9 protein-coding genes are annotated in these 12801 nt (G+C 45.1%); 4 read left to right on the top strand and 5 right to left on the bottom strand.

Annotated features, from left to right (window positions below):
- Positions 1 to 65: 65 nt before the first annotated feature.
- Positions 66 to 443: a hypothetical protein gene (locus tag F0229_RS18855; protein WP_017059766.1), complete on the bottom strand. Its 378-nt coding sequence runs from the start codon at positions 441 to 443 to the stop codon at positions 66 to 68.
- Between the two features lie 203 nt (positions 444 to 646).
- Positions 647 to 3025: a helicase-related protein gene (locus tag F0229_RS18850; protein WP_171733457.1), complete on the bottom strand. Its 2379-nt coding sequence runs from the start codon at positions 3023 to 3025 to the stop codon at positions 647 to 649.
- A 183-nt stretch (positions 3026 to 3208) separates the two neighbouring features.
- Here F0229_RS18850 and F0229_RS18845 point away from each other — a divergent pair, with 183 nt between their 5' ends.
- The 3 genes from F0229_RS18845 to F0229_RS18835 all read left to right on the top strand — a co-directional run bounded on the left by F0229_RS18845 (position 3209) and on the right by F0229_RS18835 (position 7437).
- On the top strand, positions 3209 to 4897 hold the full coding sequence (locus F0229_RS18845; RefSeq protein ID WP_017059764.1) for an NAD-dependent malic enzyme: 1689 nt from the start codon (positions 3209 to 3211) through the stop codon (positions 4895 to 4897).
- Between the two features lie 172 nt (positions 4898 to 5069).
- Positions 5070 to 5870 carry a vancomycin high temperature exclusion protein gene (locus F0229_RS18840; protein ID WP_017063589.1) on the top strand — a complete coding sequence of 267 codons (801 nt, stop codon included), beginning with the start codon at positions 5070 to 5072 and terminating at the stop codon, positions 5868 to 5870.
- 196 nt (positions 5871 to 6066) lie between these two features.
- Entirely contained in the window at positions 6067 to 7437 is a 1371-nt protein-coding gene (locus F0229_RS18835) for a DASS family sodium-coupled anion symporter (protein WP_017059762.1), read from the top strand.
- A gap of 254 nt (positions 7438 to 7691) precedes the next feature.
- On the opposite strand, the gene F0229_RS18830 is transcribed toward F0229_RS18835, so the two are convergent.
- A complete protein-coding gene (locus F0229_RS18830) occupies positions 7692 to 8987 on the bottom strand; it encodes a GGDEF domain-containing protein (RefSeq protein ID WP_017066188.1) in 1296 nt (431 codons plus the stop codon).
- Positions 8988 to 9290: 303 nt separating this feature from the next.
- Between F0229_RS18830 and F0229_RS18825 the strand changes: the two genes are divergently transcribed.
- On the top strand, positions 9291 to 10115 hold the full coding sequence (locus F0229_RS18825; RefSeq protein WP_029235797.1) for a DUF2797 domain-containing protein: 825 nt from the start codon (positions 9291 to 9293) through the stop codon (positions 10113 to 10115).
- 132 nt (positions 10116 to 10247) lie between these two features.
- Here F0229_RS18825 and F0229_RS18820 read toward each other — a convergent pair whose 3' ends face one another.
- Together F0229_RS18820 and F0229_RS18815 are read right to left on the bottom strand one after the other, a co-directional pair.
- Positions 10248 to 11540, bottom strand: a complete 1293-nt coding sequence (locus tag F0229_RS18820; RefSeq protein ID WP_171733456.1) for a GGDEF domain-containing protein — start codon at positions 11538 to 11540, stop codon at positions 10248 to 10250.
- Positions 11541 to 11844: 304 nt separating this feature from the next.
- The gene (locus F0229_RS18815; protein WP_171733455.1) at positions 11845 to 12729 is read right to left on the bottom strand and encodes a LysR family transcriptional regulator; all 885 of its coding nucleotides are present in this window, start codon (positions 12727 to 12729) and stop codon (positions 11845 to 11847) included.
- Between the last annotated feature and the right edge of the window lie 72 nt (positions 12730 to 12801).

The raw sequence follows: 12801 nt of genomic DNA, 5'->3' as shown, positions 1-12801 counted from the left end.
ATTTGAGGCCCTTTTTACGTGTACGTTTTTACTATTCCTCGAGAGAGATTATAGGCGAGCTGAAGTTACAGCTTAATCGTGAACTCTTCTCCAGAATTACCCGCAATCACTAAATGACTGCGCGATTCAATATACTCGATCTGCTCTTCTTCAAGTGAATATGGCATCACCACTTTGAGCTCATTGATCCCTTCCAGCTTAGCGAGCTTGAGTAAGGTAACAATGTTCGACTCATCACTTTTACGCGTCGACATTGATTTCAATGCCATCTGCCATAAACGATCCTCTGGGGTGCCCAACTCTTTAATGCTATCTCGCCAGACGGTACTGAACACTGGCGCAATTGTGGTGAGTGCTTCCAGAAAAGTCCATTTTTTACTGCATGAGGCGCCAAGAAATGTTGTGTAATCGAACTCTACACGCGTCTCTTCCTGTTTATCCATGATGTCCCCCGACACTTTGGCAACACAATATACTCAATATCTATCAACTCTTTCTTTATAGCAATAGGATATAGAAGAATAGTCTTTTATGACCTTTTGATTGGTTAAAAAGGAATATAAAAATCAAACTTGTAACAAAATAAGCACTGAAAAATCATATATGCATCTATTTGATTAATATTTTAGAGATAAAACTTATCCATCTATTTAATATCAATTATTCGACTCGCTTTTTTGAACTGAATACGCCAACCAGACCATGTCGGTAGCTCCCAACGTTTTGGCGATAACTTTCGGCTACCCGACTGATAATGGACGTAAATCAGCTTTCTTGCGGGCAAGTATTCAACATCGAGTTGCAAGTCGGCAAGGCTCAATGCAAACGGGTATTTTTCCGAAAATTCTGAGTAGAGCCAAGTTGGAATGCCATCGAACGGTATGTCTGCATGATCGAACATTTCCAATTCGCTGACATCAGTAACACCTAGTACTTCAAGCTGCTCTATAAACCATAGCTCAAAGTTAATGTTCTCAATTTCTGGTGTGTATTTAGTTTGTTCATCGAGACCAAGTTTCACATACAACTGCCAGTGTTTGATTTCTTGAGTGCGAGCCTTTGCAAAACCGGGAAGCTGCTCTCCATTTAACACAAGGTCGACGATAGGTTTTAACGATAGTTGCCCTTCAGCGGCGACGAGTTTGGTTGTAATCGTGCGGCCTGTGTACACCAATGCCATCTCGGTAAAAACACCATCATCATTCACAACGGTTTCGCCTTGCTCCCACTCTCCTAGTTCAGCATCAATGAGAAGCTCAAGAGGAATGGGTGTCGTGACCGTCGCTAAGGTCAGTGTTTGCTTAACGCCTCTTCCCGGCACGCTGTGAGTATCCAACACCAACATCGCTTGTGCATTATCAGGGAAACGGTTCTGACGACCGAGCACCACTTCTAAAACACCATTGGCAAAGGCTTCTTTCCTTTTCAGTCGGCGCACAAACACCAGTTCAGGATGCAGATTCACAATGGTCTTGAGCAATTCAATGCGTTGGAAACGTGACGCGACTTCTAGCTGAGGAAGTTCAAATACCTCCCGCATTTGCTTCGCCAATCCTTGAGCTTCATTCAGAGCCTGTTGGTCGATGTCTAAATGCGGATATTCTCGACCGCGCACAATCTGAATCAACAGGCTTAAATCACACCCTTCCTTCTCTTGTTGCGCGAGCGCTTCAAGATGTTCTGCATTGTTTGGTAACTGATACAAGCGAGCAGGAACGGACAGCGCCGCAGTGAGATCAACCATCGCCTCTTTTAATGCTTTGGTTTTGATTCGAGTAACGATATCGGCATACAAAGCATCAATCGGCAACGGATACAGCTTTTTACCATGCTCGGTAACTTGATGGTCGGCGTTAATCGCTTCCATCGTCAGCAAGGTTTGAGTTGCACTGTTGAGTGATTTCTCTGGAATAGGGTCAAGGAAGGACAAGCTCTCAAGCGGAGATCCACAACATGTTGCGGCCAACATAGGTTCAGTCAGCTCTTCACGCTGCAATTCAGGCGGTGTGACTAACTCTAACGCCGCATGTTCACCATATAGACGCACGCAAACGCCATCCATTACCCTACCCGCGCGGCCAGCTCGCTGTTTGGCACTCGCTCGTGATATGGATTTAAGCATCAGTGTGGTTCTGCCATTGCGCTGAACGGTGCGTCTCTCTAATCCTGAATCTATCACCACGCCAATGTCAGGAATGGTTAATGAGGTTTCTGCAACGTTGGTCGCAAGGATGACCTTTTTCAGGCCATTACCTTCAGTATTGATATTACGACCCGATAAGGCTGAATCTCGCTCTTTATCACTGACCGACGCATGCAATTTAACGACTTGGATATCTGGATTTTTCGCCAAGGCTTGTTCGCATTGCACGATCTCTTTTTTACCCGGCAGAAAAACCAACATATCGCCAGAAGAAGCGATCAGCTGATGATTCACTTCTTCCGCGATACGCTGCTCTAGATGTCGGATATCAGGCAGTGTTCTGGATTCATTCGCTCTGTGCTCAATCTCAACTTGATAGGTTCGCCCTTCACAGCTTATGCGATTCGCATCCAAATAATGAGCAAGGCGTTCACCCTCAATGGTTGCTGAAGTGATCACCAAACGATGACTCGCTTTTTGTTTCAGAATCGCCACCAGCAGATCAATGTCCCAGCGCCTCTCGTGAAACTCATCCACCACGATCACATCAAAACTAGCTAATCCATCTTCTGATAACCAACGCAGCGCGATACCGGGCGTCACAAAAACAACGTTAGTTTGCTCGTTGTATTCCGACTCAAGCTTAATCGCATAGCCCACTTTGCTACCCAACTTCTCGCCTGATCGCTGCGCGAGATATTTAGCCAGTGATGTACACGCGATGCGTCTTGGCTCCACCACTAACACTCGTCCATGTTGAGAGGCCCAAAGTGGCAGGCGCGTTGATTTACCTGATCCGGTTTCCGCCTCTACGACAAGGTGAGAATTAGCGATTTGTTCGTGGAATACGTTTTGATAAGCATCGATGGGAAGTAATGACATAAAATGGCGAGTAGCGAAAAAGTGTGAGCAAAGTATAACGAATTATCGTGTTGAAATTCGATAAGTGTGGGACAGAGGTAAGAATATCATTTTGTTTGCTCAGATCGCGGAGAAACTATTTACAATTGAATAACTAAACCGTTATCATTTTTTAGTTACCCTTTCTCCCATATTAGGCATCCAATGAACAACGATAAACGCCCTCTATATATCCCTTATGCTGGTCCTGCTCTACTAAGTACACCTCTTCTAAACAAAGGCAGCGCATTCTCTGCTGAAGAGCGCAGTTCTTTCAACCTTGAAGGTTTGTTACCGGAAACAACCGAAACAATCCAAGAGCAAGTAGGACGTGCATACAAACAATATTGTAACTTCGAAAGTGATATGGATAAGCATATCTACCTTCGTAACATCCAAGACACTAATGAAACGCTTTTTTATCGTTTAGTTCAAAACCACATCTCTGAAATGATGCCTATCATTTATACGCCAACAGTTGGCGCAGCATGTGAGAACTTCTCAAATATTTACCGTCGTGGCCGTGGTCTGTTTATCTCATACCCGAACCGCGATCGTATCGATGACCTACTGAATAATGCGACAAACCACAACGTTAAAGTTATCGTGGTTACGGATGGTGAGCGTATTCTTGGTTTGGGAGACCAAGGCATCGGTGGTATGGGTATTCCAATTGGTAAGCTAGCACTTTATACAGCTTGTGGCGGTATCAGCCCAGCTTACATGCTACCAATCGTGCTCGATGTGGGTACTAACAACCCTCAACGTCTTGCTGACCCAATGTACATGGGCTGGCGTCATCCTCGTATTACGGGTGCTGACTACGATGCATTCGTTGAAGAGTTCATCCAAGCGGTTCAACGCCGTTGGCCTGATGCATTAGTTCAGTTCGAAGATTTCGCACAAAAGAACGCAATGCCACTGCTTGAGCGCTACAAAGATCGCATCTGTTGTTTCAACGATGATATCCAAGGCACAGCAGCCGTAACGGTTGGTTCTCTACTTGCAGCATGTAAAGCAGCAAACAGCAAACTTTCAGATCAACGCATCACCTTCTTAGGTGCGGGTTCTGCAGGTTGTGGTATTGCTGAAGCTATCATTGCCCAAATGGTGTCTGAAGGTATCAGCGATGCACAAGCTCGCTCTCAAGTTTACATGGTTGACCGTTGGGGTCTGCTACAAGAAGGCATGCAAAACCTGCTTGATTTCCAACAGCGTCTGGTTCAAACCAACGAAAACACCAAAGACTGGGAAAGCGATGGCACTGGTTTCTCTCTACTAGACGTAGTTCGCCACGCGAAACCAACCGTATTGGTTGGTGTGTCTGGTGCTCCAGGTTTATTCAGCAAAGAAGTCATCAAAGAGATGAACCTACACAGTGAACGCCCTATCGTGTTCCCACTGTCGAACCCAACAAGCCGTGTTGAAGCGACGCCAAACGACATTATTCGTTGGACTGATGGCCAAGCACTTGTTGCGACAGGTAGCCCATTTGAGCCAGTCGTTCACAACGGCACAACTTACCCAATCGCTCAGTGTAACAACAGCTACATCTTCCCAGGTATTGGCCTTGGTGTATTGGCTGTGAATGCTTCACGCATCACTGACGAAATGCTAATGGAATCAAGCCGTGCACTTGCTACGTGTTCTCCACTAGCAATCAATGGCACAGGTGCTCTACTTCCACCATTGGAAGAGATCCACACGGTATCTAAGAAAATTGCTCTTGCGGTAGGTAAAAAGGCGATTGAACAGGGCGTTGCTCTAGAGATCACTGAAGAAGCACTGCAACAAGCGATTGACCAGCACTTCTGGCAGCCAGTTTACCGTCGCTACAAGCGCACGGCATTCTAATAAAGCGTACTGCGCTTGGAATAAAGAGCGTTAACGACTCTTATATGAGCCTCTGCAATTGCAGGGGCTTTTTTCTTTAAACTGTCTTGTCTTTTTAACTGATTTTTCTCATTTTTATTTGGTATTATCGAGCACTCAAAAATTAATGCTCAGTGAAAGGACCATACCGAGAGTGAAATTTGATTCTCACATTATCCGTAGCTACATAAAAAAAGCTTACAAAAAACTGCAAGGTTTTCTGTTTGGCGCTTTCCTCGTGTTCTTAGTAGGCAGCGCTGCGGTTATTGCGATCGATTATTGGGTTTCATGGCAAGCGGAAGATCGCATCATCTACGATATAGATGAAGTGCCTGAGCTTGAGGTCGCCGTTGTGCTTGGCACGAGCAAATATTTGGGTCGAACACTCAACGACTATTATAAGCACCGAATCGAAGCCGCGATTGAGCTGTTCGACCGTGAAAAAGTCGACCAGTTTCTGTTAAGTGGTGATAACGCTCATCGCTCTTACAATGAGCCGTGGACGATGAAACGCGACTTGCTGAAAGCGGGTGTACCCGATGAACGCATTAACCTCGATTACGCAGGCTTTAGAACCTTAGACTCGATTGTTCGCGCTAAAAAGATCTTCGACACCGACAACTTCCTGATCATTACTCAGAAATTCCACTGTGAAAGAGCACTATTTATCGCTAATTCTTACGATATTCATGCACAATGTTTAGCGGTTTCAGGTCCTACTCATCATTCAGGCACCTCTATCCGTTTGCGTGAAGTTTTTGCGCGTACCAAAGCCTTCTTAGATTTGTATATTATGGGGACAACGCCAAAGTTCCTTGGACCTAAAGAGCCCATTCAATCGAGTCCAAAACCGGAATCATTTCCGATTCCAAACCCTATGACTGACCCCTCTGTAAACCCTGTTGTAGATCCTACAACAAACCCTATTGCAGACCCAGCAGAGACAGATGTGTAGAAAACTACACATTTTGAATTTGTTGCCTCACATTTCCCCACTGTTACACAAAAACACACCAACACGCCTTTATTAACTTAAGTAACATTCTCCCAACAAAGTCTGACCCTACATCAAGCTATATACCTCGAAAATAATAAGCACGACTCAATGAAGTCGTGCACCAATAAAACGAGGATAACAAAAGGAGCGTCTTATGACGGCACTTGTTACTACACTGAAACACTGGTTGTTCACCCGCAACAGCATGATATTAATTGGTAATTTCACGCTATTCGCACTCTTGCTCAACACCCTTCCTTTCGAATCACAAGTCAATACTGGTTTGAGTATTCTCGTGTTCGTTGCGGTTCTATGGTTAACCGAAGCTATTCATGTCAGCATCACCGCTCTGCTCGTTCCACTCTTGGCTGTCTTGTTTGGTGTGTTCAATACGCCCGCAGCGCTGGCTAACTTTTCAAACCCGATCATCTTCTTATTCATGGGTGGCTTCGCATTAGCAGCTGCACTGAACAAGCAAGAGCTAGATAAAGCGATAGCTGACAAAGTGCTGCTGATAGCAAAAGGCAGAATGTCGGTCGCTGTGTTCATGTTGTTCGGTGTGAGTGCAGGTCTATCAATGTGGATCTCAAACACAGCCACCACAGCAATGATGCTTCCTCTTGTTCTTGGCATCATGAACAAGGTTGACCAAAGTGAAGACCGCAACACCTACGTGTTCGTACTACTGGGTATCGCTTACTGTGCATCGATTGGTGGTATCGCAACCTTGGTTGGTAGCCCACCAAACGCAATTGCGGCGGCAGAAGTTGGCTTGAGCTTCACAGAGTGGATGGCACTTGGCCTACCAATCTCAATGATCTTACTGCCAATCGCGATGATTATTCTTTACGTGATGACTAAGCCGAAGCTTGACCACAAATTCGAGCTAGACCATGCCCCAGTTGAATGGACAAACAGCAAGAAAATCACACTGTCTATCTTCCTTCTAACCGTAACGCTTTGGATATTCGGTAAACCAATCAACGCAATGATTGGCGGATTCTCTAAATTTGATAGCTTAGTAGCGATTGGCGCAATTGTACTGCTTGGCGCTTCTAGAGCGGTGGAATGGAAAGACGTTGAGAAGACAACGGACTGGGGTGTTCTTATCCTATTCGGTGGTGGTATCTGCTTAAGTAACATTCTAAAAGCGACAGGAACCAGCGTATTCTTAGCACACTCACTAAGCGGATTTTTAGAAACAGCTGGCGTACTGCTTACGATTCTAGCCGTGGTAGCGTTCGTGGTATTCCTAACGGAATTTGCGAGTAACACAGCGAGTGCAGCACTTCTGGTGCCAGTATTCGCAACCATCGCTGAAGCACTTGGTATGTCGCCAGTTATTTTGTCTGCACTGATCGCTGTTGCTGCGTCTTGTGCCTTCATGCTTCCTGTTGCAACACCACCAAACGCAATCGTGTTTGGCTCGGGTCACATCAAGCAGAAAGAGATGATGCGAATCGGTATGGTGTTGAACCTAGTTTGTATCCTAGTTCTGACTCTGTTCGCTTGGATCTTCTGGTAAACACTAACGTTCTATAAGCGCATGCTTACAGGAATGCTCCCCTAAACTGGTTGAACTTCCCCCGGTTCAACCAAGACAAAAATGCCCGTTCAGCGTAAGCAAGCACTGAACGGGCATATAAAAACAAGAAACGCTTTCCCTTTTGGTGGCCCCGCGCCACCTTTTTTGTTTTGGCTTTTGGGAGAAGAACCATAAAAACGCCACACGTCACATATGCACGTGTGGCTTATAAACTCATCAAAACAATTTTCAGATTAGTGACTCAAGATCACCTGGTTTCGACCTGAATGCTTTGCTTGATATAAAGCTTCATCAGCGCGAGCAATGGTCTCTGTCACTCGCTCTTGCTTCATCTCGGCAACACCGATACTGCATGTCAGCGGATCGCCATGAACCCAAAGGTGCTGGCTAACCAATAATCGAATGCGTTCAGCTTTTATCTGCGCCTCTCCGGCTTCGGTCTCAGGGCAAAAAACAATGAACTCTTCACCACCCCATCTCACCAACTTGTCGGTAGCGCTGATCGAACTGCCCACCACCATGCTGAACTCGCGTAAAATATGGTCACCCATTTGATGTCCGTACTTGTCATTTACACTCTTGAAGTAGTCGATATCGAGATACAACATACCCAGCTTGCCATGTCCTTGCTTCACATGTTGTGACTGCATTTTCAACCAATCACGAATCGCGTGGCGGTTTAGTATTCCGGTTAACTCATCACGATGGGCCATCTCTGAAAATTCAAAATTCTGTTCTCTCAGTGCGCGATTGACGTTCTTTAAGTGGTGATGTCTTTTCTCTGCGATCACCATGCGTTTTCTTGAACGGTTTAACTCTGACAGCAAGAATACGGTGCCCGTCCCCACCCACACAAACAGTAGGATCATGAACAAGCTTTCTGCGGTGATATACGAACCTTCGAACTCAATACTGCGGATGACGATTCTGTGGTGACCGAGTTTCGCTCCAGACGCAGTAGCAAACTCAACCATATTCACATTCGAAAATTCAGGGGCCGAATGCTCTAACGCAATGTCGTTGTCAGCCAGCCACCATGTCATCACTTGCAGATTTTTGATCGGGATTTCAATCACACCACCATCGACTCCTGGAGAAAACTCCATCCCGTTGTACTTATGTGTGTACTCGTCATCGGGAACAGAATAAGCAGGATTGTAGTTGCGTAGGTAAGTTCTCAAACGGCCACGAGAGTCCGCTTCCGCATGGTAATCAATATTCACTCTAAAGGTGTGATACTGGGAGAGATCAAGGCCTTCGGTAATGTCTGGATTGATACGAATCGATAGGCCGCAATAAGGCCAAGGATACTCCGACTCTTTAAGTTCACAGTCGAGAATATACTGCCCATTTTCGTAGGATAATTGGGATGTACTGACGCCCCTATCAACTTGATCACTGGTCGCGATAAATTCATATTTATCAGGGGTAATTGCCGTTATCACACGATTTCCGCTCACACGGTAATACTGCACAATGGCAAGCGTTGCGATAACTAGAAAGATAACAATCTTATGGATCCACTTCACGTCTAAGCTTCCTGCTTAATATCCCTATAGTTGGGATTTCACGATAAAAAACAAGTTAGATAAATTAGTGATCTTAATACCAATAAATCACTAAAAAACGTTATATCACGCCCGAACAAAATGTCATACTATATTTTAATGCATGTATTTGCTGTTGATTATTCACGGCGAGAATCAAGTAATATTGCGTATAAAAACAGGCTCTATTTGTTATACTCATCGCATAATCATCGTTAACCGTACTGCCTGCTCACAGCGCAATCGAGTCGACGAAATAATAACCAAAATACAACGAGTAATGTCATGTCTTTATTAGCAAAAGGAACACTCAAAAAGATGAGTGCTTCCCTTGATGGCGCGGTTACCTACCGTTTGCCTGTAGGCGAAGAGTTTGTAGAGCTAAACCCTCTGATTGGTAAAACCATCAACCTCACTCACACCGGCAATATTTTTTGCTGCTCATGTGGTAAGAAAACTAAGAAGAGCTACTCTCAAGGCCACTGTTTTGTGTGCATGAAAAAGCTAGCAAGCTGCGACATGTGCATCATGAAGCCAGAGACTTGTCACTACGATGAAGGCACGTGTCGCGAGCCTCAATGGGGTGAAGAGAACTGCATGGTTGATCACTTCGTTTACCTATCGAACACATCAAGCCTAAAAGTCGGTATCACTCGTCACACTCAAATCCCTACCCGTTGGATTGACCAAGGCGCGACTCAAGGTTTGCCTATCTTGAAGGTAAAAACACGTCAGATTTCTGGCCTGATCGAAGTTGAGTTAGCAAAGCACATTGCTGACAAAACCAACTGGCGCACGCTGCTTAAAGGCGACGGCGACGATATGGAATTGGTAGAAAAAGCCAAAGAACTGTTGCCGTTGGTTGAGGATAAAATCCAAGAGATCAGAGCGAAGTTTGGTGATGATGCTATCGAGATTCTGAGCGAAAACATCACTTCATTGAGCTACCCAGTTGAACAGCACCCAGTGAAGATTGTGTCGCACAACTTTGACAAGAACCCTGAAGTATCTGGTGTGCTGCAAGGTATTAAAGGCCAATACCTAATCTTAGATACGGGCGTGATTAACATCCGTAAATTTGGCTCTTACGAAGTGGAAGTGTCTGCATAACTTGTAGAACTTAAACGTTTCTTATAGTTAGAAGCGCTTAGTGAATAGCCAAAAAATAAAATGCCCTCAAGTGATGACTTGAGGGCATTTTTCGTTGTCGATCCTATTCGCTTTCGATGACGATTTTAGGCGTTAGAGCGCAACCACATCTCCGTCTACACAATTCTTGCCGTTGGCTTTCGCGCGATAGAGAGATTGATCGGTTAAATTCACGAGTGCATCAATCGTGACACCGTCTTCACAGGCTTGGCTATCACTGATTCCGATACTGACACTCGAATTAAATCGTAACTGTTCATCGATTCTGAATTCAACTTGATTGAACTGTTGGCGAATCTCTTCTGACACTTCGTGTGCTGTTTCAAGAGACGTGTTTGGGATAAATATAATGAACTCTTCGCCCCCCCAACGGCCTGCGACTCCGCCGGCTTTCTCGGCACTGCGCTTGGTAATATTAGCCAAAGCACAAATGACCTCATCACCGACCATATGACCGTAAGTGTCATTAATCGACTTAAAATCATCGATATCTAGCAGCATACAAACAAGGTAGTTTTTAGAGGACATGTGCTCTCTCAACCACTCATAAATCGCTCTACGGTTAAGTAAGTCGGTCATTTCATCGAAGTTCGCTTGGTGTACCAACTGCTTTTCCAGCATCACCTTTTGAGTCACATCTTCGAGCACAACCTGAACGGCTGGCTGACCTTTCCAAGTAATCGCATTGTCGTAAATATTGAAGAACCGATGAACGCCGTCAAAGCCAATGTTTTCAACCACGGTACTAGTACCTGACAACTCCCCTGATACGATCGCGTGATAGTGCTTGCTGATGCCATCGGCATTCCGTTTTGGTACCAGTTCAAGGATAGAGTCCAGCTCTAATACTTGCTCGATGGAAGCCGCGCCTTGCATGTTGACCCAAGATTGATTAACCATCAGCGGCTTAAAATCTCGATGAACCAAGATGCCCTGACCGGATTGCATGATCATATCGTGGTACATTTTATCTTGTTCGCGCACTACGTTTTGCAGCTGAATCGCAGGAGAAAGATCGATGACCGTAACTTGCAGCGCAGGCCTACCTTGCCATTCAGTCACATGGTCGATAGAGAACACGGTGAACTCTCTGTCGTGGCGATCAACATTGGTGTAAGTATGCACCTGCGGGTCGCGTTGACCACTGACGGTTTCAAGGTAATTTTGGTAGGCGAGAACGTGAAACTCTTCTGGAATGAGGTCCAGAAAGCTATCTATATTGGAAAGTAGTTCTTCGGGTGATTGGTATCCATAAATACGAGCATAATTAGCGTCAACACTAACTACATTCATATCTTGAATAGTTATTACACCGTACGTGGATTCGAAATTTATTGAAGACATTGCCAACTCCGCATTATAGCTATACTTCACGAACTGGAGCATAACAATACATCCTGCCAACGCTTCCACACAATCTATCACGCGCTAGGGACATTAATATGCCATCTAGTATATCGTACTGTTGCGGCCTTCTCTACAACTCAATTGCTAACACGAGTTAGTAAAAGTAGACAAGCATCTCAATCCCATTATTCGCGTCAAAAAACAGAAATAGATAACCTATACCAATGTAACCATTATCTTTTTCTACTTTTGGCCTTGAACTGATGAAAGAATCCGCTCCCAACCACTTCAAATCCTGTTCGCTATTCTTTTAAACCTGCGCACTATTCTTTAAACCTACGAACTATTCATTCCAATCAGAGAAATATGAGACTAAGAAGTCGATAGCTAACCGTGCTCTCTGTGGAAGAAAACGACGGTTCTGATAAACAATCCAACTGCTTGTGCCCGCTCCCCAATACTCTTCTAACACAGGGACGAGTTTTCCATTGCTAAGACTGCCATTGAAACTGCTTTTAGGAAGATAAACGATGCCAAGCCCCTCTTCGCAAGCTTTCAGTACAGCGCTTGAATTGTTGCTTTTCCAACGGCCATGAACTCTGACTGCGGTTAGCGGATTTCCATCGTTCTCGAACAACCACTGGTCACTGTTGGCGATAATACAGCTGTGCAGCTTGAGTTGTTCTGGATTCGCTGGAGCACCAAACTCAGCAATGTAATCTTTGCTTGCTGCCGCTGCCATCGGGCGATCAACCAGCTTTCTTGCCACCAATCCTGAATCGTCCAATCGACCATAACGAATCGCGAAATCGATGCCATCTTCGATGAAGTTAACCATCTTGGTATTGAAATTCATTTCTATGGTGAGCTCAGGATGATCTTTAGCAAATTCCATCAGCGCCGCGGCAACATGGTTCTCTGCAAATGCGCCCGCCGCACTAACACGTAAAGTACCACTCAACTGAGTTTGTTGAGACGTGACTTGTTCATTGGCCTGTTGCAGCCCAATGACCAAATCTCTACACTGCTGATAATAGGTGTGACCCGATTCAGTCAGGCTCACCATTCGTGTAGAGCGTGCAAGCAACGCCACACCCACTCTCTCTTCTAATCTTGAAACTTGGCGACTGACATGACTGGTACTGCAACCCAGTTGTTTTGCTGCTGCAGAAAAGCCGTGGCACTCGGCTACTGCAACAAACTCATTAATCCCTTCAAAGCTGTCCATACTTCACCTGTTTACACCCTACGAATTCATACCCGACTAATTCTCATTCGATTATTGCTATATAGCAATAAT

The organism is Vibrio sp. AIC-3 (genome assembly GCF_013114515.1).
In the GTDB taxonomy this organism is placed as follows: domain Bacteria; phylum Pseudomonadota; class Gammaproteobacteria; order Enterobacterales; family Vibrionaceae; genus Vibrio; species Vibrio crassostreae_C.
This window is presented reverse-complemented; position numbering and strand designations above follow the sequence as displayed.